Source organism: Pseudomonas sp. AD21, from assembly GCF_002878485.1.
Taxonomy (GTDB): domain Bacteria; phylum Pseudomonadota; class Gammaproteobacteria; order Pseudomonadales; family Pseudomonadaceae; genus Aquipseudomonas.
Window position 1 is genome coordinate 1 of sequence record NZ_NQYG01000082.1, and the last position, 21702, is coordinate 21702.

Here is a 21702-nt window from a genome sequence, read left to right on the forward strand (position 1 = left end):
CTGACACACCGCATTCGCGAGCAAGCCCGCTCCCACATTGGTTTCCGAGTTTGGCTTTAGATATTGGCGCGCAACACTGAAGCCGGCAGCGCTTCACCGCGCTCGGCACTCGCCGCCACCGCCGCAATCAACCCCTCCAGCTCATACCCCTGCGCCTTCAGCCAGGCCTGATCGTAATAGGTGTCGGCATACCGTTCGCCGCCATCGCACAGAATCGCCACGATCGACCCCGACTCCCCCGCCGCTTTCATCTGCTGCGCCGCCATCAGCGCGCCGATCAGGTTAGTGCCGCTCGACCCGCCGACATGCCGCCCCAGGCGCTGCGCCAGGTAATGCATGGCCGCCAGCGACAAGGCGTCCGGCACCTTGACCATCGCATCGATCACCTTGGGCAGGAACGACGCTTCCACCCGTGGCCGGCCAATGCCTTCGATCCGCGAACCGCAGTCCAGACGCAGACTGGCGTCACCGGTCTGGTAGTAGTCGAAGAACACCGAACGCTCGGCGTCGGCACACAGTACGCGCGTGCAATGCTGGCGATAGCGCACGTAGCGGCCGAGCGTCGCGGTGGTGCCGCCGGTGCCCGGGCTGGAAATCAGCCAGCTCGGCTCCGGGTGCTTCTCGAAACGCATCTGCTGGAAGATCGACTCGGCGATGTTGTTGTTCGCTCGCCAGTCGGTGGCCCGCTCGGCGTAGGTGAACTGATCGATGAAGTGGCCGCCATGCTCGCGGGCCAGACGCTCGGACTCGGCGTAAATCTGCGTCGGGTCTTTCACCAGATGGCTCTGACCACCGTAAAAGGCAATCTGCGCGATTTTCTCTTTGGAGGTGGTCGCCGGCATCACCGCGATGAACGGCAGGCCAAGCATCCGCGCGAAATACGCCTCGGAAATCGCCGTCGAACCGCTGGACGCCTCGATCACCGGCGCGCCGGGCTTGAGCCAGCCGTTACACAACGCGTACAGGAACAGCGAGCGCGCCAGGCGATGCTTGAGGCTGCCGGTGGGATGACTGGACTCGTCCTTGAAGTACAACTCGATGCCCGAAAAACCCGGCAGCGGCAAGGGGATCAGATGGGTGTCGGCGCTGCGCTGGAAGTCCGCTTCAATGATGCGGATGGCTTCGCGGGCCCACTGTCGGTTGTCGCTCATGGTCATGCTCTCGTTGAATCGGGCAGGAATCGCCTCGTCACAGGCTCAGCTCTCAAGCATAGGAAAAAACCTGCAAAGCTCACAGATACAGCTGAGGCCCAATATATCCGCCAACTGCTAGGCTCTGTGCAAGTGCGTGTCCGACCTTTTGCAATGTAGATGGAGAGCGACCTTGCCGCTGCGTACAACCTTCACCCGTTTCTTTCAGTTGGAAGCGGCCAGCGGCCTGCTGTTGATCGCCGCCGCCATCCTCGCTCTGATCATCAACAACTCACCGCTGTCGTGGCTGTACACCGGCCTGCTCGACACGCCGGTGGTGGCGCAGATCGGCGCGTTGAAAATCGCCAAGCCGCTGCTGTTGTGGATAAACGACGGACTGATGGCGCTGTTCTTCCTGCTGATCGGCCTGGAGGTGAAGCGCGAAGTGCTCGACGGGCAGCTGTCGAAACCGTCGCAGATCGTTCTGCCGGGTGCGGCGGCGGTCGGTGGCATGCTGGTGCCGGCGCTGATTTACTGGCTGCTCAACCGTGACAGCCCGGCGGCCCTGAACGGCTGGGCGATTCCGACCGCCACCGATATTGCCTTCGCCCTCGGTGTACTGGCCCTGCTGGGCAAGCGTGTGCCGGTGTCGCTGAAACTGTTCCTGATGACCCTGGCGATCATCGACGACCTCGGCGCCATCGTGATCATCGCGATCTTCTATTCCGGCGAGCTCTCGACCCTGTCGCTGGGGCTGGCGGCGGCGTGCATCGCGGCCCTGGTGGCGATGAACCGGCTCGGCGTGGTCAAGCTCGGGCCGTACATGATCATCGGTTTGATCCTGTGGGTGTGCGTGCTCAAGAGCGGTGTCCACGCGACACTGGCCGGTGTGACGCTGGCGTTCTGCATCCCGCTGCGCACGAAAAATGCCGAACCGTCGCCGCTGCTGACCCTCGAACATGCGCTGCATCCATGGGTCGCGTACGGCATTCTGCCGCTGTTCGCCTTCGCCAACGCCGGCCTGTCGCTGAGCGGCGTGACGGTCGAAAGCTTCACCCATCACGTACCGATGGGCATCGCCATCGGCCTGCTGTTGGGCAAGACCGTCGGCGTGTTCGGCCTGACCTGGCTGGCGGTGAAAATCGGCATCGCCACCCTGCCCCAGGGCGCCAATTGGGGTCAGGTGCTGGGCGTGGCGATCCTCTGTGGCATCGGCTTCACCATGAGCCTGTTTGTCGGCTCGCTGGCCTTTGAGCCGGGGGTAAGCGACTACGCCGGGATGGACCGGATGGGCATCCTCACAGGCTCGATTCTGGCGGCGTTGATCGGTTATGCGGTGACGGCGGCGGCGAGTCGCAAAGCTTGACGCGAAATCTAAAACACCTGTGGCGAGAGGATTCATCCCCGATGGCTGCGCAGCAGCCCTGAATCATGGGGACTGCTGCGCAGTCCGTCGGGGATAAATCCCCTCACTACAGGTCTGGCTTGTCTGACATTAAGCGAACAATCCCCACCTCAATAGAGACGCGTCCTACAGCTACCATCTGCCTGCTTCGTTAACGTCGCACAGCCCTTTCGAAGGGTTGTCGACGGATGAACGAAAGGACGCTCAGTGGCTCGCAACAAGGACATTCCCCGGGTCCCCAACCCACCGGCGGGCGACGGGCATCACGTCACCTACCGCTACATGACGGCCACTGAACTGGCCGAGCGCGAAGCCCGACAAAACGCTTACGACGCCATGCTGGCGCGGCAGGATGCCTTCGAGCGCAGTCGAGAGGTTGCGACCAAAAAGCCAGATCCCGTGCGTGCCGGGTGCGTGTTCGCCAAATCCTGCAAATTGCCGGACGCGATCATCGATTATTCGAACCCTTCGGGGATGGTGCCGACGGACAGCCTCAAGGATTACGGCGAGCTGATCCTGCTTGGCGCACGTGAAAGCGATGGCAACGGTGGCATTGCGCTGAAGAAACTCAGCGCCACGGCAATTCCCGCCGGGCTGGGCAGTTTCGCCTTGGCCGGCGCCGCGTTCGAGGCGCTACCCGCGATCACCGCCGGAACCGCGGCCGCCACCCTGGCAGGACTGGTGGCGCTGCTCATGCCTTCCAGCCTCGGCGACAGCGCGCTCTATAACGACGAGCAACTGCGCAGCCTCAAACAGGCCCGCACCCGCGTTCGCCTGCACATCGAACAACAGGCCGATGGCAGCCTGCGGGGCTACGGCTTCTACACCGGCAGGAACCGCGATTGGGAAATGGTCGATGTCGTGCAGTTCACGGCACGCGGCGACCTATTCGTCGCCGACCTGGGTGAAGGCATCGAACTGATCTGGACGCCTGCGGTGGATGACTCGGACATTCTTGGCATTCCGGCGCTGGAAGCTGCACCGCAGGCACCGCACATCTGGGTGTATCCACCGACGAAAGCGGCGGACGGGATACTGGTGAGTCCGGTTTATCCGCCGGAGTATCGGGATTTCATTCTGGTGTTTCCGGCGGATTCGGGGGTTAAGCCGGTTTACATTGTTCTCAGCCGAGCTCGCGACCATGCCTACTACGACCACCCAAAGACGCTACCTGCGTTTCCTGATGCAGTCAGAGTGAAGTCCAAGTCATCGGTTCAAGGTGGTGGAAAGCGGCGAGCACGTTGGGTAGACCGCAAAGGTCGGATCTATGAATGGGATTACAAAAGCAATGCTGTAGAAAAATACGACAAACTAGGAACCACTCATTTGGGTGAGTTCAATCATATTACTGGTGAACAAACCGGGCCTGCCGAGCCGGATAGAAGAACCTCTAGAAATTAAGGGACTAATGCATGCGTTACCTTTCAATCACCGGGTTTTACCCTGACGAAATCCAAGACAACTCGCTACAGTTTGAAATGGATATCAACGGTAGCGAAATGAATGAAAAGGTTGCACAGCTCATTGAATCCAAACCGCTGAGCGAACTGGAACCTGGGGAGTTGTTATTGAGCCAGGATCAAGTGAGTTCATTGGAGGCTCTTCTAAACGTCAGCTTCCCGAAGGGTCTGGAGTATTTTATGGGCACCTGTGCCCAGCACTGAGCAGCCGAACTGAAACAAACCAAAAACCCCGACCAGTCACCTGATCGGGGTTTTCTTTTACCGCTCGTTGCCGCTTAGTGCGAAACGCGGCTGGTGCCACCGACGGTGGAGATGCGCACGCGCTCACCGACACGGAACACTTCGTTCTCCTGAACCTGTTGCACGTAGGCGCGCATGCTGCCGTCGTCTTCGCGCACGGTGATTTCCACGCCCTGGGTGCGGGTCAGGCCTTCTTCGGTGGCCGAACCGATCAAACCACCGGCCACAGCGCCGATGACCGCTGCCACGATGCTGCCCTTGCCGCCACCGATGGCGCTGCCACCAACGCCACCGACTGCTGCACCCGCGAGACCGCCAATCGGGGTCTTGGTGCCTTCGATTTTCACCGGACGCAGGGATTCGATGGTGCCCATGCGAATCGTCTGCACGCGACGCGCTTCGTCACGGGAATAGGAGTCACCGGTCAGGCTCGACTGGCAGCCGGTCAGCAACATCGCCATCGTGGAAAAGGAAGCAACCAGCAGAACAGACTTACGCATAGCATCAACTCCAAAAGTACATTTATTCATTAAACCCCGCTGCTTGACGCCTGTCACGACACAGCCCGGATAAACTTGATTTTATTCAGGCCCGGTACAGGCACCTGCAGAACCACCCAACAGTAGCGCCAAATCGCCCAACCTGCCCTGCCGACCCAAGGATTTTCATGGATTACTTGATCATTTTCGTCACCACCGTCGCCGGTCTGTACTTCCACGGGTGGCTGTACGTGCGGATCAAACGCTGGATGGATCGTGACCTGGCGTTGTCCCTGGCGGGCAACGATGAAGGCAAACGCGCCTTCATGCTCGAACAATTAGCCCATGCCCAGGCACAGAAGATCAAGCGTCGGGACTTGCCGAAGTGGCTTGAGGCCACTGCGGCAGGCTATCACGCTCGGTAGACTGCTTAAGGCGCCAGACGTTCAAGAATCCAGTTGGCGCCCTGCACACGGTAGTTGAGGCGATCGTGCAGACGGCTTGGACGGCCTTGCCAGAATTCGATGCGCTCCGGCAGCAGACGATAGCCACCCCAGTGTTCCGGGCAGTCGGGCTGGGTGTCGCTGAAGCGCTGCTCGGTGGCTTTGAGCAAATCTTCCAGCTCGCCACGCCCGTTGATCACCCGGCTCTGCGGTGAGGCCCAGGCCCCGAGCCGGCTGCCCAGCGGACGCACCTGATAATACGCGTCGGACTCTGCAGGCGTGACTTTCACCACACGCCCTTCGATGCGCACCTGGCGCTCCAGGGTTGGCCAGAAGAAGGTCATGGCGGCAAACGGATTGGCCGCCAGATGCTGGCCCTTGGCACTGTCGTAGTTGGTGAAGAAGGTGAAGCCCTGCTCGTCCAGCCCCTTGAGCAGCAGAATGCGGCAATGCGGTCGACCGTCCGCATCGACCGTGGCCAGGGTCATGGCGTTGGCCTCCACTGGCGCCTGTTCGGTTTTCACCGCGTCGGCAAACCACTGGTGGAACAGCGCAAAGGGTTCGGCCGGGGCTTGCGCCTCGGTCAGACCATCCCGGGTGTAATCACGACGCATATCTGCCAGAGCCTGGGTCATGGCGCATTCCTTTTCGTTAGCGGATCACTGCTTGGAAGTATCGGTGGCAGCGACTTTCTTGTCAGTGGCCGCCGCTTTGGCTGGAGCGGTTTTCTTGGCCGGCGTTTTCGCCGCAGCCTTGGTCGCCGCTTTCTTCGCGGGTGCCTTGGCGGCGGCTTTTTTCGCTGGAGCCTTTTTGCTTGCAGGTACGGCGGCCTTCGAAGTCGCTGGCGCCGGGGTGACCGGTTTGGCCACAGGCTTGACGTCCTGTGCGGCGATCATCGTGGTCGGAGCCGGCGCCGGCATGTTGTATTTGCTCAGCAGGGCAACCATGGTGTTCTGCGGAGTCACCAGCAGTTCGACGCGACGGTTCAGGGCACGGCCTTCAGCGCTGTCGTTGGCAGCACGCGGGGCATCGCCGCCCATGCCACGCAGCATCAGGCGATCACGCTGCAAGCCGCTCAGGCGGAAGATCGCCGCCACGGACTGGGCGCGCTCCTGGCTGAGTTTGACGTTGGCTGGCGCAGCGCCGGTGTTGTCGCTGTGACCGAGCACCAGTACCGCGGTTTTCGGGTCAGCTTCGAGGATTTTCGCAACATTGGTGAACGGGCTGAGAGTCACCGGCAGCAGCATCGCTGGGCGCTTCGGGTTGAACGAGCCTTCCACCGGCGCAATCACCACCAGCACGTTGTCACGGCGTTCGAGTTGCAGGTTGCTGTCCTTGATCGCCGCACGCAGGCGCGGTTCGTAGTCATCCAGCCAGGCCTGGGTGACTTTCGGGTCAGGCATCGGCACCACTTTGGCGGTGGACTGATCCTTGCCGCCGAACGGCCACCACCACTTGGTGCCGGTGTCAGCGTCGGCCTTGGCCACTGCAACCGGTTTGGCTTCTGGTTTGACTTCAGGTTTCACATCGGTCTTGGCGGCCGCATCATCGGAACTGCCGAACGGCCAGTACCAGTGGCTGCTGCTTTCAGTCTTGGCCACAGGTGCGGTGGCGGCAGGTTTGAGCGGGGCAGGAGCCGGTGCCGGCTCTTTGGCCGCCACTTTGTCAGAGGACCCGAACGGCCACCAACTGCCACCGTCCGCATCGTTTTTAGGAGTCTGTGCACAACCGGTAATCGCAACACACAGGGCCAGGGCGAGAGTTTTTTTGGACGACATTGAAAATCCACAAAGTGAAGTAATGAAAGATCAGAGCTCTTTTGCCCGGATAAACAGACGCTTTGAATCGAAAAACCGGAACTGGTTCCAAACCTGGAACCTCATGTAACGCTTTACAGACAAGTGGCAAGTACCCGCGCCAGCTGCTGCGCGCGCGGATCCATCAAGACGTACGGCCCAAGGGTATTTGTCACAAAACCGAACGCGACATCGTGCTCCGGATCAGCAAAACCCACCGAACCGCCCGCCCCCGGATGACCGAACGCGCGCGGGCCGAGGCCGTAGGTGGCATTCGCCATGTCCGGCTGATCGAGCATGCAGCCCAGGCCGAAACGGGTGCGGGTCAGCAGGGTCTTGTCCTCGCCGAAACTGTGTTCGCGGGTCAGCTCCTCAAGCATTTCGCTTTCCAGCAGGCTGCCGTCGAGCAGGCCTGCGTAGAAACCGGCCAGACTGCGCGCATTACCATGGCCGTTGGCGGCCGGCTGCTGCATACGCCGCCATTCCGGTTTGTTGGTGCTGGTGAGCACCGACGGCGGATTGGTGAAGGCGCGGGTGGTCATGGCGGTGGGCTCGCGCAGGGTCACTTGCAACAGGCGCTGGGCAGCGGCATCACCGACGTTGCCCTTGCCACGGGCGATATGCGCCACGCGGTAGAACTCTTCGTCAGCCAGGCCGACATGGAAATCCAGCCCCAGCGGCTTGGCAACACGGGCCACGATCGACTCGCCAGGCCCACGACCGTCAGCCCGACGCAGCAATTCCCCGACCAGCCAGCCATAGGTGATGGCGGCATAGCCGTGGCCAGTGCCCGGCGTCCACCACGGTGCTTCGGCGGCGAGGGCGTCGACCATGGTTTGCCATTCGTAGAGGGCGGCTGGCGCCAGTAACTCGCGCAGGGCCGGCAGACCGGCCTGATGGCAGAGCAATTGACGCAGGGTGATGGTTTCTTTGCCAGCGGCGGCGAATTCCGGCCAGTAGCGGGCAACCGGTACATCCAGTTGCAGCTTGCCTTCGGCCACCAGTTGCAGCGCGGTGACCGCTGTGAAAGTCTTGGTGCAAGAGAACAGGTTGGCGATGGTGTCGCTGTGCCAGGCCTCGGTGCCGTCCTTGTCGGCGGTGCCGGACCAGAGGTCGAGGACAGTTTCTCCGCCGACCTTGATGCACAAGGCTGCGCCGCGTTCCTGGGGATCGTCGAACAGTGCCGCGAAAGCCTCGCGCACCGCTTCGAATTGAAGCTCGTAATGTCCCTGAATCTGCACCCGCAACTCCCCCGCGAAAACGCTCTACAAAGTGGCCCGCATTGTTCCAGCCCTTGAGGAATTTGGGAACAGCTGCGGGCCGGACGGTTGAATGCTGTGGTGAGGCTACTGGCGCCTTCGCGAGCAAGCCCGCTCCCACACTCGATCTCTGCTGCACTGAAGATCAGCGTGGGAGCGGGCTTGCTCGCGAAGAACGATGACGCGGTCTAAACCTTAGTGACCATTCCCTGAATGCCCACCCGCATGCCCGGCCCCCGGGCCTTTTCCGGCTTCACCCTTGCGCCCGCCTGCAGCTTCATGGCCAGCGACCGCAGCGGCTTTCTCCGCCTCCTTGCCCAACTGATCAATCACCTGCAGGTTGCTCTTGCGCACTGCCTCGACGAAGCCCTGATACGGCAGATCGGTAATCCCCACCAGACCGAAGTGCCCGTTCTCGCCATCGAGCAGACGCCCGGTCACCGGTTGGTCCAGATACTGGAACCAGTGCACACCGACAATCGACGGTTCGCTCAACGCCTGTTTGAGGAAGGTGGCGTACGCCGGGCCGCGATCCTCTTCCTTCGCCAGCGGCGTCACACCGCCCCAGAACGGTCCACGGTCAGTCGAGCCGACATTGAATTCGGTGATCAGCACCGGTTTGTCGAGGGCGCGCAAGGCGGCGAAGTCATATCCGTCCTGCGGCTTCAGCGTGTACATGTTGAAACTCAGCACATCGCAATATTGCGCGCAGGACGCCACGGCTTCCGGGGTGCTGGTGGCAAACCGGCCGCCCAACAGCAACTGATTCGGCGCGTGCCATTTCAGCGAATCGGAGATGGTCTTGAAGTAGGTATCGGCGAATACCTTCTGGAAATATTTGAAATCGTTTTCAATTTCCGGGTGCTCCGGATTCGGCATCGGCGGCACGAAACCCGGGTCCTCCATCAACTCCCACGCCGGCAGATCAATGCCCCACGCTTTCGACAGGCCCGCCTGGTTGCGGTACTTGTCGCGCAGTTGCTTGAGGAACGCGCGCTTGGCCGGCACGTCGGTGGTCATTTTCAACGTGCCATAGGCCAGGGCGTAGCGTGATTGCGGATCGTCGCCGGGACCAGCCCAGGCCAGTTCGTTGTCGGCGTAGTAACCGATCAGCCACGGATCGTCACGATGATCGCGGGCAGCGATGGCCACGGCGCGCTCGGTGGCCATGGCGAAGCGCGGATCGAACGGGTCAGGCATGCCGCCCCACCAGTCGGTCCCGGTACTGATGCTGGTGTAATCGCCGACGATCGACAGCGGCAAGGTGTACGGCACCCGCTCGGCGTCGCTGAGCGAATCGGCACTCCAGTTGCCAACGGTGTTGAAGCCCCAGGCTTGCAGGCGATCGAGGGTATGTGTGGCCCACTTCTGCTCGTCGACCGTGGCTTTGCAGGGTACGGCCGCTGTCGGCTCGGCTGCTGGTTCGGCTTTGGTCTGCGCTGCGCAAGGTTCGCCGTACAGGCGTTGCAGGTTGGCCGCGTAGAAATCGTACCAGCGCCCGGCGTTGTAGCCCCGCCCCTGATCGGCGCCATTGCCACCACGATTGTCGCCTTCACCGAAATGGCTGGCGAGCGGCTCGTCGGGTTTGGGCAGGGATTCGAACATCCATTCACGCCCGGCCACGTAGGTCTGGTTGACCTGCGGGCTGACGGTGTTGACTCCCAGCGAATAGAACGGATGCCCTTCAGGCGTCACCAGGTACCAGCGACCATCGCGCTTTTCGGTGCGGAAAAAGCCACTGGCCTTGAACGCCGGGCCTTTGTTCCAGCCACCGAATTTGTCCAGCGAAGACTTTTCGCGCTCGGCCAGCCAGGTTTTCAGCTGTTGCTGTTCCTTGGCAGCGGCGGATTTCAGTTGTTCATCGCTGCTGACTTTTTCCGGCCATTTGCTGCGGGTCGATTGACCGTAAGCATCCACCAGATTGCCGTAGACAGCCTGGGTCACCGCGTCACCGTCCTGCACACCGAAACGTTCGAGCAGCAAGCTCTGGGCGGCTTTCGGCTGATCCATCCACAGACTGACCGACACCACCTGGCTGCGATCCAGTTCACCGCGGCTGCTGGCCAGCAGAATGCGCTGGCCGTCAACGGTCATCGGCATCGGCGGCCCGGCCTTCATGCCCTGGCTCAGTGGCGAGGTCGCGACCAGCGGCACCAGCAGGGTTTGCGCAGGACCGGCAGGCAGGTCGACGCGACTGGTCAGCGTCTGGCCATTGTTGCTCTGGATTTGCACGTAGACCGTCACGGCCCAGTTCATTGCGCTTTGCAGGCGCAGGGTCATCATGCCCGACTGCGACCAGTCCCAGACGCCAGTCTGCGGGGTCAGGCGCAGGGTCGGACGCGCTACCGGGTTGAACGTCACCCGACGCAGCACTTCACCTTCCGGGGTTTGCTCGGCGTTGGCTTGTGGCAGATCAGTGTTTTCGGTGACGATTTTCACCACGTCGGCGGGACGGACGAAGTTGAACAGGGTCTGTTGACCGGCAGGCGCCGCCAGCAACGGGGCGGCGAAGATCAAGGCAAAAACGGCAGGCAACGAGCGGCGAATCATAAGAACGGAGTTCTCCCTAACGACCAAAAGGCCAATGGAAAAGCATGGCAGAGAGATAGACAGCGCGGCGGGCAAAACTGCCCACCGTTGTCTCAGGATATTTCACGACGGAATGGCGGCAACGCATTGAGGATCGCCTTGCCGTAGCGCTGGGTGACCAGCCGCCGATCGAGCAAGGTGATGGTGCCGCGGTCTTCTTCGGTACGCAGCAGACGGCCGCAGGCCTGGACCAGTTTCAGCGAAGCGTCGGGTACCGAGATTTCCATGAACGGATTGCCGCCGCGGGCCTCGATCCACTCCGACAGCGCAGCCTCGACCGGATCGTCCGGTACCGAGAACGGGATCTTGGCGATCACCACGTGTTCGCAGTAAGCCCCCGGCAAGTCCACCCCCTCGGCGAAACTGGCGAGGCCGAACAGCACGCTGGAATCACCGCCATCGACCCGCGCCTTGTGCTTGTTCAGGGTTTCCTGTTTCGACAGGTTGCCTTGAATGAACACTTGCTTGCGCCAGTCGCGGTCGAGACCGTCGAACACGTCCTGCATCTGTTTGCGCGAAGAAAACAGCACCAGCGTGCCGCGCGAACCCTCGACCAGATCGGGCAACTCACGAATGATCGCTGCCGTGTGAGCAGCGGCATCGCGCGGGTCAGCCTTCAGATCCGGGACCCGCAACACGCCGGCGTCGGCGTGATGGAACGGGCTCGGCACCACGGCAGTAACGGCTTTTTTCGGCAGGCCGGCGCGCATGCGGAAACGGTCGAAGGTGCCCAGCGCAGTCAGCGTCGCCGACGTCACCAGGCAGCCGTAGGCCACGTTCCACAGGCTGCGACGCAAGGTCTCGGCGGCAAGAATCGGGCTGGCGTTGACCTCGATGTCGAACAGCGAACCGCTTTCGGCCAGGGTCAGCCAGCGGGCCATCGGCGGGCTGTCTTCCGGGTCCTCAGCGGTGAATGCGGTCCACAGTTCCCAGTTGCCAGAAGCCCGGGACAACAGGCTGCCGAACAACGGATACCACTCTTCGGCCTGATTGCTGGCGATGCCGATGTTGACCTCGCCGTCCATGCCTTCCTTGAGCAGGTCGGTCAGGCGCGTGAACAGATCGTTGAGACGGGCAAAACCCTTCTTCAGCTCGATGCCCATTTCGCGCATGTGCTCGGGAATCACGCCGGCGACGAAACGATGACGTGGCCGCTCACGGCCCTCAACGTCTTCCCCGGGTTTGAAATCGGCGACCTGTTCACAGGCCGTGAACATGAACTGCTGCTGGGTCTTGATCTCTCGCGCCAGCTCCGGCACTTGCTCGATCAGTTTGCCGAGATCGCCCGGCAAGGGATGCTGGGCCAGGAGTTTGGTGAGGTTCTTGGCGGTGGTTTCCAGCCAGTCGGCGGTGGAACGCAGGCGCGTGTAATGAGCGAAGTGGCCGATGGCCTTGTCCGGCAGGTGATGGCCTTCGTCGAACACGTAAATGGTGTCGCGCGGATCCGGCAGCACCGCGCCGCCGCCCAGGGCCAGGTCAGCCAGCACCATGTCGTGGTTGGTGACGATCACGTCGACCTTGCCCATGCCTTCGCGCGCCTTGTAGAAGGCGCATTGGCCGAAGTTCGGACAATGCCGGTTGGTGCACTGGCTGTGATCGGTGGTCAGGCGTGCCCAGTCGGCGTCTTCCAACGCATTCGGCCAGCTGTCGCGGTCGCCGTCCCATTTATTGCCGGCAAGCTTTTCGATCATGCTGGTGAACAGCTTCTGACTGGCCTCGTCGACCTCGATCTTGAAGCCTTCTTCTTCGAAAAGCTGCGCAGTGGCGGTTTGCGCGTGGCCTTCCTGCAAGAGCATGTCGAGCTTGGACAGGCACATGTAGCGGCCACGGCCCTTGGCCAGGGCGAAGCTGAAATTCAGCCCGCTGTTGCGCATCAGGTCGGGCAAATCCTTGTAGACGATCTGCTCTTGCAGGGCCACGGTCGCGGTGGCGATCACCAGGCGCTTGCCGGCCAGCTTCGCCGTCGGAATCGCCGCCAAGCTGTAGGCCACGGTCTTGCCGGTACCGGTGCCGGCTTCCACCGCGACAATCGCGGGGTCGCCACTGCGCCGGCCTTCGTCGTCGGTGTCGATGTCACCGAGGACTTTGGCGATTTCAGCGATCATCAGGCGCTGGCCGTAACGCGGTTTGAGGCTCTTGGCTTCAAGAAAACGCGAGTAGGCGCCCTGGATCGTGGTTTTGAGTTCAGTGCTGATCATTGAGTGTCGGGCGCAAAAAACGCTGGATAAATTTTCAGTGGTTCGGTTCGGCGGCTATCATACCCCGCGAATCGATCCCGCGCAGAACGGAGTACCCCAATGACACCTTTTAGCCTCGTTTATCCGCTGCATGTCCTGTCCGCCCTGGTCTGGGTCGGCGGCATGTTTTTCGCCTGGATGGTCCTGCGTCCGGCGGCGGTGAAGGCTCTCGACGGCCCCGCTCGCCTGACCTTGTGGGTGGAAGTGTTTCAAGGTTTTTTCCGCTGGGTCTGGGTTGCGGTGATCCTGTTGCCGATCAGCGGCGTCGGCATGCTGCACTTGCAGCAGATCGGTTTCGAGACCGCGCCGAAGTATGTGCAGGTGATGATCGGGCTGTACGTGGTGATGACGGCGCTGTTTATCCGCATTCAGGGCTTGATGCTGCCGGAGTTGCGCAAGGCCGTTGAAGCCAAGGACTGGCCCGCGGGTGCGGCGGTGCTGGGGCGGATTCGCCGGGTGGTGGGGATCAATCTGATTGTCGGGTTGGCGCTGGTGGCGATTGCAGCGGCGCGACCGATGTTCTGACCCGCTGACGACAAGCACGATTTGTGGCGAGGGGATTTATCCCCTCGCCACAATTAAGAAGTGCTGTGTTTTTAGAGGCGCTGTACGGTCACGGCACCCGCCGCGCCCACAGGCCCTGGCAGACCATCAGCCCCGGCCTTGCCACTCTTGCCGCCATCGGCGCGATACACCAGGCAGCCCTTGGACTTGCCGCCCTGGCCCGCCTTGCCGCCGACACCCGCCGGGCCACCGGCGCCGCCAGCGACGTTGACCTTGATCAGCTCGGCCGGAAACTCGTGCGGCACTTCAAGGCGCACCAACGCACCCGGTGCGCCCGGCTGACCGTCGCTGCCGTTGCTGCCATCAAAACCGTGACCGGCCTCGCCCCAGGTGCAGCCCGGATCTTCACCGTTGCCGCCATCGAGGCCGACAAAACCCGGTGCGCCCGTACCGCCACGAGCATCAACCAACAGCTTTGGCGCATTCAACGCCTTGAACTGCAAATTCAGATTGCGCCCGGCACGGGCGGCTTTTTCATAAGTGCCCGGCGCGCCGCGAGCGGTGATCAGGCTGCCTTCGGACAACTGCGCACGGCTGACTTTCATGTCCAGCGCCTGTTCGCTCGGGACGATCGCGATGCGCGCTTCGTGGCCCAGACGCAATTCGCCAACGGTCAGTTCGGTCACGTTGGAGGGAATCAGCAAAGTGCCGTAGTCCGCCACTTCCAGCCGTTCCAGCTGCAAGGTGCTGGCGGTGTTGGGCAGACGCATCAGCGAGTTGGTTTCGACGCTGACCACCTGGGCGCAGGCCAGGGGACTGATGAATGCAGCGAGCAGGCAAAGTTTACGCATGGGAAGAAGCCTCCGGAGCGGCCGGGGCCGGGATGGTTTGCAGGTGAAATACGCCGAACAGCAGGACTCGCAGACGGTCGCGCCACGGGTTGGGACGCCCCTTGAGGCGGCAGAACAGCAACTCCAGAACATGCAGCGCCAGCAGCAGGGCGCCGGCCAGATTGACCAGCACATGCAGCGGATGAACAAACGGCACCAGCAGATTGACCACCACCACGCACCAGAACAGCAGGGTCAACAAGCGCCCCAGCCCCCAGAAAACCTTCATACGCTCCCCCGTGTCGCAATTATTCTTTGGGCGCACAGTAACGGCTTCGGCGGGGGATAAGCCAGAGGGATAAAAGAAAAACTTTTGTCAGTCGTCGGATCGCTGCCGGTTCGACGATGATCGTCGCCCGGCAGCTCTAGCCTGCGGACTACAGACACGTCCTAGCGATTGATATGCAACTCCACCCGACGGTTTTTCGCCCGACCCTCTTCCGTCGCGTTGTCGGCTACCGGCTCGCTCTCGCCACGCCCTTCACTGGTCAGTTTGCCCGGCTCCAGGCCCTGGCTCAGCAGATACGCCGCGACACTGCTGGCACGCCGCTCGGACAGCGCCTGGTTATAGGCATCCGAACCCTTGCTGTCGGTGTGGCCGATGACCTTGATGCTGACCACGTCGGCATTGCGCAACTTATCCATCAGCGTATCGAGCTGCGCCTTGGCGGCCGGGGTCAGGTCCGACTTGTCGAAATCGAACAACACATTGCCGGCATCGCTGAGGGTGATGACTTCCGATTGCGGCGCAGGCTCTGGGGCTTTTGCAGTGACTGGATATTGCGGCAGCGGACAGCCGCGATGATCGACCGGGGTATTGGCCGGTGTGTCAGGGCAACGGTCGCGGCGGTCGAACACGCCATCGCCGTCTTCATCGCCATCCTGGGCATAGCAGATCAGCCCGCCGGTAAGAATCCCCAGCGCCGCGCCGCCACCGGCCCAGCCGCCACTTTCAATGGCGCCAAGACCGCCACCGACCAGCCCGCCGATCAGGCTGCAGATCGGCCACGTACGTTGATTGAGGGGGGCGTCGCCATCGCTGTGGGTGGCGCAACCGGTGAGCAAGCTGCCCAGCAGCAGCACCGGCAAGACGGACCTTGAGAAAACAGTCATTGTGAAAGCTCCTGTGTCACCGGCCCATACCGGTTACACAGGAGTAAAGACCCGCATCCGCGACTGCACAAGCCGCGGATGCGAGAGGGCTAGCGGACGATTTTGATTTCGGTACGACGGTTCTGCGCGCGACCGTCAGCGGTTTTGTTATCCGCCACCGGCTGGCTTTCACCCATGCCCGATACCGAGACGAAGCTGGCACGCGGCACACCTTGCTGGATCAGGTATTCCACCACCGAGTGCGCACGGCGATCCGACAGTTTCTTGTTGTAGGCATCGCTGCCGACGCTGTCGGTGTGGCCGGTCACGGTCAGTTGCGCGGTGGACGACTCTTGTTTCAGGCGCGTGGCGACTTTGTCCAGAACCTGTTTATCGGAGCCGGTCAGGGTGGCTTTGTCGAACTGGAAGTGCACATCGCGGATCACGATGGTTTCTTCCTTGACCACAACGGCCTCTTCTACCACTGGCGCCGGGGCTGGTGGAGGGCAGCCGTCAGCATCGACCTGCACGCCGCGAGGCGTGTGCGGGCACTTGTCGCGACTGTCCGGCACACCATCGCCGTCTTCGTCGCCGTCACCGTGGACCCAGCAATAGGCAGCTGCCGTACCACCGACCAACAGTGCGCCATAGCCGGCCCACGACGAACTCTCCGTCGCACCGAGACCGGCACCGACAACACCACCGACCGCCGCACAGGTCGGCCAGTCGGTTTTCTGCAAACCTGCGCAACCAGTCAACACACTGGTTAGCAGAATCAAAGGTAATGCTGTCCGAACTATGCTCATCTGGTTTTCTCCTGAGGGATCGGCTTAGAACCGATTCACGGAGTAAAGACCGGAGTTTTAATCTCCGCCAGCAATAGGCCACTGGCATTTGGGAGCGTGTTCACAGTGATTCGGCACTTTTGCCATGCGCGACAAATCGGGGTCTAGGCCGGATCCGTCTGGCGCGCTAGTCTTGGCGATCTGATTGAGGAGCTACGATGAACGTCGCCATTTCTTCGCGCACGCCGCAACAGGCGCTGGCCGCTTTACTGGATCGCTATGCCCCGGCGCGGTTGCTGCTGATCGGCGCCAGCGAATTTCCGGCCCTGAGCGCTTTCAAGGAAGCGCACCCGGACCGTGTGGTCGCCCATGCCGCGCCCGGCGCGTTGCCTGCAGAGCTCGCGGCACAGCGTTTTGATCTGGCGCTGGTGGTCGATTGCCTGGAACATTTGCCCAAGCGCGACGGCCTGAACCTGCTGGGCGGGATCCGCAACCTCAACGCCAGCCGCATTGCAGTGCTGGCAGACCTGGCCGCCAGCGGCTGGCAGCAAACCGATTTCTACTCGCTGGCGCTGCAAGCCAGCGAACGCTTCCAGCGCGACGATCAAGTGCTGACACTGTTCACCTACGATCTGCTTGACTACAAACAAGTCCCCGACTGGCTCAACGCGCGGTTCTGGGCCAATCCGGAAAACTTCGGGAAATACTGGTGGTAATGCAATGAGTACAGCCATTTGCCCATGCGGCAGCGGCAACCTGCTGGAGGCCTGCTGCGGTCACTATCACGAAGGCCATCCCGCGCCGTGCGCCGAAGCGCTGATGCGCTCGCGCTACAGCGCCTATGTGCTGGGGCTGATCGATTATCTGGTGGCAACTACCCTGCCCGCCCAGCAGGCAGGCCTGGATCGCCAGTCGATCAGCGCCTGGAGCGCGCAGAGCACCTGGCTCGGCCTTGCGGTCGAAAGCTCGGAAGTGTTCGGCGGCCAGCCCGAGCATGCCTTCGTTACCTTCACCGCGCGCTGGCACGACAGTCAGGGCGAACACAGCCACCGCGAGCGCTCATCCTTCGTGCAGAACAGCGGGCGCTGGTACTTCATCGACCCGACCGTGCAACTGAAACTGGGGCGCAACGACAGCTGCCCGTGTGCCAGCGGGCAGAAATTCAAGAAGTGCTGCGCGGGGTATTTCGGCGCATAAAGGAAAGCGCCGACTAGACTGGGGCACAAAGGGAGTTTTTTCGATGCTCGGTCACCGCCGCACACTTCATGGCTTGCTGTTGATGCTGTTGCTGAACCTCGGCGGTTGCGCCTCGTGGTTCAGCGATGACAGCGTCGACCCCGCCGTCCACCTGGTGAAAGTCGAGGTGGTGCGGGCCAAGCTGCTCGAACAGAAATTCATCCTGCACTTTCGCATCGACAACCCCAACGACAGCGACCTGACCGTGCGCGGCCTGGAATATCGCATTCATCTGGCCGACCTGCTGCTGGCTGAAGGCGAGCATGAGCACTGGTTCACCGTCGGGCCGAAACGCAGTGCGTATTTCAAAGTACCGATCCGCACCAACCTGTGGCCTCGGGTAAAAGACGTGGTGAAAATGCTGAAAAGTCCCAACCAGCAGATTCCGTATCGATTGCAGGGTGAAATGGAAACCGGTTTATTCATCGCCCACTACGTGCACCTGGAGCGCAATGGCGTGATAATCCCCGCCGATTTAATTCCGGAGCAACACCGATGACCCAGCAACCTCATGTCCATGGCCCTGACTGCAACCACGATCATGACCATCATCACGATCACGATCATGACCATGGCCATGTCCACGGCCCGAACTGCGGCCACGCCCACCAGGAACCGGTGCGCAACGCCCTGAAAGACGTCGGCCGCAACGACCCTTGCCCATGCGGCAACGGCAAGAAATTCAAGAAGTGCCACGGCGCTTGATGCTTCAAGTGAAGATCTTCTTCGCCTGACACACCGCCTTCGCGAGCAAGCCCGCTCCCACATTCGACCGCGTTCAGTCCGCAGGAACGCGGTCGAATGTGGGAGCGGGCTTGCTCGCGAAAGGGCCGCTACATTCACCCGAGATGTTCAGCCAGCCGCCAGAATCCGCGCACTGCCGGTTACCGTCGCATACTCCCCGTGCAAATTCCCCAGCGACATCCCGTGCACCGCTTCGGCTGATCGCGGTGTGCCGAAATAATCGGCCTTGTCGAAGGTGAAGCACGCGTCCTCGATCACCCATGCCTCGAACCCCAGATTGCCCGCTGTGCGCGCTGTGGACTCAACCGAGTTGTTGGTCGCCACGCCGACGATGATCAACTGCCTGATTCCTGCTTCACGCAAGCGTGCCTCCAGCCCTGTCGAGCAGAACGCGTCCGGCACCTGTTTCTGGATCAGCCATTCGCCGTCCTGCGGCAAAAACCGCTGCTGAAACTCCACCCCTGACTGCCCTGGCCAGAACACCGAACCCGGTTCACGCGACAGGTGCTGCACATGAATCACCGGCCGCTCGCTATCTCGCCAGAACCCCAGCAGATCGAGGATTCGATCCTCGGCGTGGGGATTATTCCGCCGTCCCAGACGCGGATGCAGAATGCCTTGTTGCTGGTCGATGATGATCAGTGCAGCGTTGGCCTTCAGCTCCATGGCGATTTTTCTCATGTAAGGTCATCGAATTTCCTACCACTTCAGCATCACCTCCACTTATTACGCAAGCTATCGAATATTCGGGACGGGTGAAGATCAAACCGCCGAAACGCTGATTGAAGATCCTTTGTGGTCTGTATAAACGCAGAAATAACTCGGTCGCCCGCTTGCGCGGCCACCTCCTGCTCACTAACGTAGCGGCTTTATTGCGCCCCCAGCCTCTACACCCCCGCAGGAGCTTTGCTATGGCCTCGCCAGCCCTTACACATTTTCTTCCCCGGTTCGGCGTTGCCGCAGCAGTGACCGGTGTCTTGAGCCTGTCCGGTTGCCAGACCTGGAACGCTCAGGACACCCTCCCGCCCACCTCCGGCGTGCAACCGCTCAAGGGCCTGGCGCAGAACGTTTCGGTACGCCGCAATGCCATGGGCATGCCGTTGATCGAAAGCAACAGCTTCCACGACGCACTGTTCACCCTCGGCTACGTCCACGCCAGCGACCGCATCAATCAGATGGTCGCCCTGCGCCTGTTGGCTCAGGGCCGTCTGGCGGAAATGTCCGGTGCCTCGATGCTCGACGCCGACCGCTACATGCGCGCGGTCAACCTGAAGAAAAGCGCCGACGAGCTGTACAAGGCCTCGTCGCCACGGCTTAAGCGCTTCTTCGAAGTCTATGCACGGGGCGTCAACGCCTACCTGTTCCGCTACGCCGACAAACTGCCGGGCGACCTCGCTTCCAGCGGCTACAAGCCGCAATACTGGAAACCGGAAGATTCGGCGCTGATGTTTGCGCTGCTGAACTTCAGCCAGTCGGCCAACCTGCCGGAAGAGATCTCATCCCTGGTGCTGGCGCAAACCGTGACCAGCGACAAACTCGCCTGGCTGACCCCGTCTGCCCCGGACGAGAACCTGCCGCTGGCCGAGGCCGACAAGCTGCAAGGCCTCAAGCTCAACGGGCAGATCCCGGGCCTGAGCGAACTGAGCAACGCCAGCCAACAATTGGCGGCGGTGAATCTGCTCGGCACCAGCACTTCGAACAACTGGGCCATCGCCCCCCAACGCAGCCGCAGCGGCAAGAGCATTCTCGCCAGCGACAGCCACGGCCCACTGGCGGCACCGTCGCTGTGGACCTTCGTGCAGATTCGCGCGCCGAAGTATCAGGCCGCCGGTGTCACGGTTGCCGGTTTGCCGATGGTCCTCGGTGGTTTCAACGGCAAAGTCGCATGGAGCGCCACCAGCGTGCTCGGCGACAACCAGGATCTGTTTCTGGAAAAAATCCGCCGTCAGGGCAGCAGCCTGACCTACGAGGTCAACGGCAAATGGCAGCCGCTGAGCGTGCGCAACGAAACTTATTTCGTCAAAGGCCAGCGGCCGATTCGCGAAGCGGTGTACGAAACCCGCCATGGTGCGCTGCTCAACAGCGCCCAGGCAGCGGCGCAGGGCAACGGTTTTGGCCTCGCCCTGCAAACCCCGAGTTTCACCGACGACAAATCGCTGGACGCGTTTTTTGACCTGACCCGCGCGCAGAACGTTGAACGCGCCTCGGACGCCAGCCGCGAAATCCGCGCCATTGCCCTGAACATGGTGTTCGCCGACGTCAGCAACATCGGCTGGCAGGTCACCGGGCGTTTTCCGAACCGTCGCGAAGGCGAAGGCCTGCTGCCATCGCCGGGTTGGGAAGGTCGCTACGACTGGGACGGTTACGCCGACCCGATGCTGCACCCGTACGATCAGGACCCAAGCCAAGGCTGGCTCGGCACCGCCAACCAGCGGGTGATTCCTCACGGTTACGGCATGCAGTTGTCCAACTCCTGGGCGGCGCCGGAACGTGGCGAGCGCCTGGCCGAACTGGCCGGCAGCGGCAAACAGGACGGTCGCAGCGTGATCGCCATGCAGTACGACCAGACCACGACGTTTGCCGCCAAGCTGAAGAAAATGTTCGAAGCCCCGGGCATGAAACAGCCACTGAAACAGGCGATCGACGCCCTGCCGGAAGCCGATCGCAGCAAGGCCCGCGAAGCCTTCGCCCGCTTGATGGCCTTCGACGGCAAGCTCAGCCCGACCTCCGCTGACGCGGCGATCTATGAACTGTTCCTGCAAGAAAGCATGAAGCAGATCTTCCTCGACGAACTCGGCCCCGAGTCGAGCCCGGCGTGGAAAGCCTTTGTCGCCAATGGCGATTTGTCCTACTCGGCACAGGCCGATCACCTGCTCGGACGCGAAGACAGCCCATTCTGGGATGACATTCGGACCCCGCAGAAAGAAGACAAAGCGCAGATTCTGGCGCGCAGTCTGGCGGCCGCGATCAACGCTGGCGACAGTCAGTTGGGTGGCGATCACAAGGCTTGGCAGTGGGGCAAACTGCATGGCTACGAGTGGAAGAATGCCAACGGCCAGACTGTTCGCGGTCCAATCGCTGCAGGCGGTGACCACACCACCCTGAATACGGCGGCATTTGCCTGGGGCCAGGACTTCAACACCACGCGTGCGCCGTCGATGCGCTTCATCGTCGACTTCAGCCAGACCGAGCCGTTGATGGGGCAGAACGGCACCGGCCAATCCGGCAACCCGGCCAGCCCGAACTACCTCAACGGCATCGACGCCTGGCTCAAGGGCCAGTACATCGGCTTGCCAATGCAGCCGCAGAACTTTGACCGGGTGTATGGCAAGACGCGTTTGACCCTCACCCCCGGTAAATAACCCCCCATGATCGTTCCCACGCTCCGCGTGGGAATGCAGCCCGTGACG

22 protein-coding genes are annotated in these 21702 nt (G+C 61.7%); 10 read left to right on the plus strand and 12 right to left on the minus strand.

Going from position 1 to position 21702, the window contains the following annotated elements; translation table 11 throughout:
• Nucleotides 1–56: 56 nt before the first annotated feature.
• Nucleotides 57–1151, minus strand: a complete 1095-nt coding sequence (locus tag PseAD21_RS26995; RefSeq protein WP_102358801.1) for a PLP-dependent cysteine synthase family protein — start codon at nt 1149–1151, stop codon at nt 57–59.
• Between the two features lie 172 nt (nt 1152–1323).
• On the opposite strand from PseAD21_RS26995, the gene nhaA reads away from it, so the two are divergent.
• The 3 genes from nhaA to PseAD21_RS27010 all read left to right on the plus strand — a co-directional run bounded on the left by nhaA (nt 1324) and on the right by PseAD21_RS27010 (nt 4199).
• Complete coding sequence (gene nhaA / locus PseAD21_RS27000) at nt 1324–2496, plus strand: Na+/H+ antiporter NhaA (RefSeq protein WP_102358802.1); 1173 nt, start codon at nt 1324–1326, stop codon at nt 2494–2496.
• A gap of 246 nt (nt 2497–2742) precedes the next feature.
• Complete coding sequence (locus tag PseAD21_RS27005) at nt 2743–3936, plus strand: S-type pyocin domain-containing protein (protein WP_102358803.1); 1194 nt, start codon at nt 2743–2745, stop codon at nt 3934–3936.
• A gap of 11 nt (nt 3937–3947) precedes the next feature.
• Entirely contained in the window at nt 3948–4199 is a 252-nt protein-coding gene (locus PseAD21_RS27010) for a pyocin S6 family toxin immunity protein (RefSeq protein ID WP_102358804.1), read from the plus strand.
• 74 nt (nt 4200–4273) lie between these two features.
• On the opposite strand, the gene PseAD21_RS27015 is transcribed toward PseAD21_RS27010, so the two are convergent.
• Nucleotides 4274–4738, minus strand: coding sequence for a glycine zipper 2TM domain-containing protein (locus PseAD21_RS27015; protein ID WP_007918566.1), 465 nt, complete (start codon nt 4736–4738; stop codon nt 4274–4276).
• A gap of 167 nt (nt 4739–4905) precedes the next feature.
• Here PseAD21_RS27015 and PseAD21_RS27020 point away from each other — a divergent pair, with 167 nt between their 5' ends.
• Nucleotides 4906–5142, plus strand: coding sequence for a hypothetical protein (locus PseAD21_RS27020; protein ID WP_102358805.1), 237 nt, complete (start codon nt 4906–4908; stop codon nt 5140–5142).
• Between the two features lie 5 nt (nt 5143–5147).
• On the opposite strand, the gene pdxH is transcribed toward PseAD21_RS27020, so the two are convergent.
• The 5 genes from pdxH to dinG form a co-directional block, all read right to left on the minus strand.
• A complete protein-coding gene (pdxH, locus tag PseAD21_RS27025) occupies nt 5148–5795 on the minus strand; it encodes a pyridoxamine 5'-phosphate oxidase (protein ID WP_102358806.1) in 648 nt (215 codons plus the stop codon).
• A gap of 24 nt (nt 5796–5819) precedes the next feature.
• Complete coding sequence (locus tag PseAD21_RS27030) at nt 5820–6938, minus strand: OmpA family protein (protein WP_102358807.1); 1119 nt, start codon at nt 6936–6938, stop codon at nt 5820–5822.
• A 113-nt stretch (nt 6939–7051) separates the two neighbouring features.
• A complete protein-coding gene (locus tag PseAD21_RS27035) occupies nt 7052–8197 on the minus strand; it encodes a serine hydrolase domain-containing protein (protein ID WP_102358808.1) in 1146 nt (381 codons plus the stop codon).
• A 213-nt stretch (nt 8198–8410) separates the two neighbouring features.
• Nucleotides 8411–10765: a beta-galactosidase gene (locus PseAD21_RS27040; protein WP_102358809.1), complete on the minus strand. Its 2355-nt coding sequence runs from the start codon at nt 10763–10765 to the stop codon at nt 8411–8413.
• A gap of 92 nt (nt 10766–10857) precedes the next feature.
• Nucleotides 10858–13002: an ATP-dependent DNA helicase DinG gene (dinG, locus tag PseAD21_RS27045; RefSeq protein ID WP_102358810.1), complete on the minus strand. Its 2145-nt coding sequence runs from the start codon at nt 13000–13002 to the stop codon at nt 10858–10860.
• A gap of 99 nt (nt 13003–13101) precedes the next feature.
• Between dinG and PseAD21_RS27050 the strand changes: the two genes are divergently transcribed.
• Nucleotides 13102–13566 (plus strand): DUF2269 family protein, encoded by a 465-nt coding sequence (locus tag PseAD21_RS27050; protein WP_102358811.1) that lies wholly within the window; start codon nt 13102–13104, stop codon nt 13564–13566.
• Nucleotides 13567–13637: 71 nt separating this feature from the next.
• Here the strand turns inward: PseAD21_RS27050 and PseAD21_RS27055 are convergent, their stop codons facing one another.
• From PseAD21_RS27055 to PseAD21_RS27070, 4 genes are all read right to left on the minus strand, one after another.
• Nucleotides 13638–14396 (minus strand): collagen-like protein, encoded by a 759-nt coding sequence (locus PseAD21_RS27055; RefSeq protein WP_102358812.1) that lies wholly within the window; start codon nt 14394–14396, stop codon nt 13638–13640.
• Entirely contained in the window at nt 14389–14664 is a 276-nt protein-coding gene (locus PseAD21_RS27060; RefSeq protein ID WP_102358813.1) for a DUF1145 domain-containing protein, read from the minus strand. The genes PseAD21_RS27055 and PseAD21_RS27060 overlap by 8 nt, the downstream gene beginning before the upstream one ends.
• A 161-nt stretch (nt 14665–14825) precedes the next feature.
• On the minus strand, nt 14826–15548 hold the full coding sequence (locus tag PseAD21_RS27065) for an OmpA family protein (protein ID WP_102358814.1): 723 nt from the start codon (nt 15546–15548) through the stop codon (nt 14826–14828).
• Between the two features lie 89 nt (nt 15549–15637).
• A complete protein-coding gene (locus PseAD21_RS27070) occupies nt 15638–16333 on the minus strand; it encodes an OmpA family protein (RefSeq protein WP_102358815.1) in 696 nt (231 codons plus the stop codon).
• Between the two features lie 197 nt (nt 16334–16530).
• On the opposite strand from PseAD21_RS27070, the gene PseAD21_RS27075 reads away from it, so the two are divergent.
• From PseAD21_RS27075 to PseAD21_RS27090, 4 genes are read left to right on the plus strand one after another with little or no spacing between them, the layout of a single operon-like run.
• Nucleotides 16531–17028, plus strand: a complete 498-nt coding sequence (locus tag PseAD21_RS27075; protein ID WP_102358816.1) for a DUF6231 family protein — start codon at nt 16531–16533, stop codon at nt 17026–17028.
• Between the two features lie 4 nt (nt 17029–17032).
• Nucleotides 17033–17509: a YchJ family protein gene (locus PseAD21_RS27080; RefSeq protein ID WP_102358817.1), complete on the plus strand. Its 477-nt coding sequence runs from the start codon at nt 17033–17035 to the stop codon at nt 17507–17509.
• A 43-nt stretch (nt 17510–17552) separates the two neighbouring features.
• The gene (locus PseAD21_RS27085) at nt 17553–18047 is read left to right on the plus strand and encodes an LEA type 2 family protein (protein WP_102358818.1); all 495 of its coding nucleotides are present in this window, start codon (nt 17553–17555) and stop codon (nt 18045–18047) included.
• Complete coding sequence (locus PseAD21_RS27090) at nt 18044–18253, plus strand: SEC-C metal-binding domain-containing protein (RefSeq protein ID WP_018607772.1); 210 nt, start codon at nt 18044–18046, stop codon at nt 18251–18253. Before PseAD21_RS27085 ends, PseAD21_RS27090 begins: the two co-directional genes overlap by 4 nt.
• Nucleotides 18254–18400: 147 nt before the next feature.
• Here PseAD21_RS27090 and PseAD21_RS27095 read toward each other — a convergent pair whose 3' ends face one another.
• On the minus strand, nt 18401–18958 hold the full coding sequence (locus PseAD21_RS27095; RefSeq protein WP_102358819.1) for a cysteine hydrolase family protein: 558 nt from the start codon (nt 18956–18958) through the stop codon (nt 18401–18403).
• A gap of 245 nt (nt 18959–19203) precedes the next feature.
• On the opposite strand from PseAD21_RS27095, the gene PseAD21_RS27100 reads away from it, so the two are divergent.
• The gene (locus PseAD21_RS27100; protein WP_102358820.1) at nt 19204–21654 is read left to right on the plus strand and encodes a penicillin acylase family protein; all 2451 of its coding nucleotides are present in this window, start codon (nt 19204–19206) and stop codon (nt 21652–21654) included.
• The last annotated feature ends 48 nt before the right edge of the window (nt 21655–21702 follow it).

Bases quoted from the DNA above. Each gene is read 5' to 3' on its own strand.
- PseAD21_RS26995 (WP_102358801.1), bottom strand. From the start codon at position 1,151: ATGAGCGACAACCGACAGTGGGCCCGCGAAGCCATCCGCATCATTGAA.
- PseAD21_RS27010 (WP_102358804.1), top strand. From the start codon at position 3,948: ATGCGTTACCTTTCAATCACCGGGTTTTACCCTGACGAAATCCAAGAC.
- PseAD21_RS27015 (WP_007918566.1), bottom strand. From the start codon at position 4,738: ATGCGTAAGTCTGTTCTGCTGGTTGCTTCCTTTTCCACGATGGCGATG.
- PseAD21_RS27020 (WP_102358805.1), top strand. From the start codon at position 4,906: ATGGATTACTTGATCATTTTCGTCACCACCGTCGCCGGTCTGTACTTC.
- pdxH (WP_102358806.1), bottom strand. From the start codon at position 5,795: ATGACCCAGGCTCTGGCAGATATGCGTCGTGATTACACCCGGGATGGT.
- PseAD21_RS27030 (WP_102358807.1), bottom strand. From the start codon at position 6,938: ATGTCGTCCAAAAAAACTCTCGCCCTGGCCCTGTGTGTTGCGATTACC.
- PseAD21_RS27040 (WP_102358809.1), bottom strand. From the start codon at position 10,765: ATGATTCGCCGCTCGTTGCCTGCCGTTTTTGCCTTGATCTTCGCCGCC.
- dinG (WP_102358810.1), bottom strand. From the start codon at position 13,002: ATGATCAGCACTGAACTCAAAACCACGATCCAGGGCGCCTACTCGCGT.
- PseAD21_RS27050 (WP_102358811.1), top strand. From the start codon at position 13,102: ATGACACCTTTTAGCCTCGTTTATCCGCTGCATGTCCTGTCCGCCCTG.
- PseAD21_RS27055 (WP_102358812.1), bottom strand. From the start codon at position 14,396: ATGCGTAAACTTTGCCTGCTCGCTGCATTCATCAGTCCCCTGGCCTGC.
- PseAD21_RS27060 (WP_102358813.1), bottom strand. From the start codon at position 14,664: ATGAAGGTTTTCTGGGGGCTGGGGCGCTTGTTGACCCTGCTGTTCTGG.
- PseAD21_RS27065 (WP_102358814.1), bottom strand. From the start codon at position 15,548: ATGACTGTTTTCTCAAGGTCCGTCTTGCCGGTGCTGCTGCTGGGCAGC.
- PseAD21_RS27070 (WP_102358815.1), bottom strand. From the start codon at position 16,333: ATGAGCATAGTTCGGACAGCATTACCTTTGATTCTGCTAACCAGTGTG.
- PseAD21_RS27075 (WP_102358816.1), top strand. From the start codon at position 16,531: ATGAACGTCGCCATTTCTTCGCGCACGCCGCAACAGGCGCTGGCCGCT.
- PseAD21_RS27080 (WP_102358817.1), top strand. From the start codon at position 17,033: ATGAGTACAGCCATTTGCCCATGCGGCAGCGGCAACCTGCTGGAGGCC.
- PseAD21_RS27085 (WP_102358818.1), top strand. From the start codon at position 17,553: ATGCTCGGTCACCGCCGCACACTTCATGGCTTGCTGTTGATGCTGTTG.
- PseAD21_RS27090 (WP_018607772.1), top strand. From the start codon at position 18,044: ATGACCCAGCAACCTCATGTCCATGGCCCTGACTGCAACCACGATCAT.
- PseAD21_RS27095 (WP_102358819.1), bottom strand. From the start codon at position 18,958: ATGGAGCTGAAGGCCAACGCTGCACTGATCATCATCGACCAGCAACAA.
- PseAD21_RS27100 (WP_102358820.1), top strand. From the start codon at position 19,204: ATGGCCTCGCCAGCCCTTACACATTTTCTTCCCCGGTTCGGCGTTGCC.